The sequence below is a fragment of the Acinetobacter sp. P1(2025) genome, from assembly GCF_051390655.1.
Taxonomy (GTDB): domain Bacteria; phylum Pseudomonadota; class Gammaproteobacteria; order Pseudomonadales; family Moraxellaceae; genus Acinetobacter; species Acinetobacter junii.
The window spans coordinates 1-1,266 of the sequence record NZ_JBPKBJ010000153.1; the positions used below are offsets into that span (position 1 = coordinate 1).

General features: G+C 31.0%; 1 protein-coding gene. It reads right to left on the bottom strand.

Features of this window, described 5'->3' with window-relative positions; all coding sequences use genetic code 11:
* Positions 1-352: 352 nt before the first annotated feature.
* Positions 353-919, bottom strand: coding sequence for a TetR/AcrR family transcriptional regulator (locus ACSC97_RS18115; protein WP_436662336.1), 567 nt, complete (start codon positions 917-919; stop codon positions 353-355).
* Positions 920-1,266: the final 347 nt, after the last annotated feature.

Consider the following 1,266-nt stretch of genomic DNA (forward strand, 5'->3'; position numbering starts at 1 on the left):
TAAATGGGTAGAGTACAGGTTGCTGTAGAAGCATGTTTAATTCGTCTAATCACAGATACTTTATAAAGCATTTTAATACTTTTTTGAATCTGTCAATGCGTAAGTCCTATAAAGAATATAAAAAATTTAAAAAAAAGATTGCGAAAGTAACTTATAGGTGTATACTTTTAAACAAGACAGAATGATCTGTCTGCATAAAAAGGATCGGGATGTGCAATTTGTACGACCGCCAGAGGGTAATAATATTTATTATTCTTTCCGACTCAGACGCAAGCGTGAGATATTCTAATAACTATAAATCACGCTTTACTTTTTTCTTCTCTTTTACTCATTTTGTATAAAAAGCGCTGACTTAAGGCAACGCTTTTTCGAAAGCAATTAAATGCTCAACTCGCATCCAATATTCATCCATATCAACAGAATGTCTATTAATATGTGCTTGAATGGTCATCCCATCCAAGATACTTACGATTAATGTCGCAAGATGAGATGGGTTTCGGATACCAATATTGGTCAGCAAACCTTGAACAAGTGTGGTTAACCAAATTTTGTATTTTGTTGCTGGTTCTAATGTTGATGGGTAAATCTTAATCACTTCTCCCAAAGCTTTCTGAAACATACAGCCATTAAAATCTTCACTGTTGAACCAAGCTTCATACCATTTAAAAATAGTTTTGAGTTGACTCATGTAATCATTTGCATCACAAGCGGATAGTGAGGCATTTAATGATGTTTGCAAATTGATATTACGTTGCTGTAGACATTCTTCGATTAATTTTTCCTTTGATGGGAAGTATTTATAGAATGTCATTTTGGCTACGCCAGATTCACTAATAATACGATCAACCCCAATCGAATTATAGCTATGCGAATTAAAGAGTTTTAAAGCAGTGTTAATAATATCTTCTTTTTTTGACATACATAGCCTCAAGTTTGCTCATTGCCACACAGAGCATTGTTTTTGCATCCTGTTATGCAATTTTGGCAGGAATTTTACATGGTATTGGTCAATTATCATAGGGAAAAATGGCTTTATTTATTTAACTGTTTTTTTAATTAACAACTGTAAATATATGATAAAAATAAGGAGTTGAAAATATGGAAATATTTATAATAATCAAATTATTGCATATATTTCTTTTTTTAATTTTTATATATTAGACTTCTTGCAAAAATCAAAAAACGATCAACGTTTTGTTTGTTTTTTATCCACATTAAAAAGTCATGTTCTACTATCATGAGTACATGAAATATGAAAAAGTAAAG

Coding starts and splice junctions, on each gene's coding strand:
- ACSC97_RS18115 (WP_436662336.1), bottom strand. CDS start 919: ATGTCAAAAAAAGAAGATATTATTAACACTGCTTTAAAACTCTTTAAT.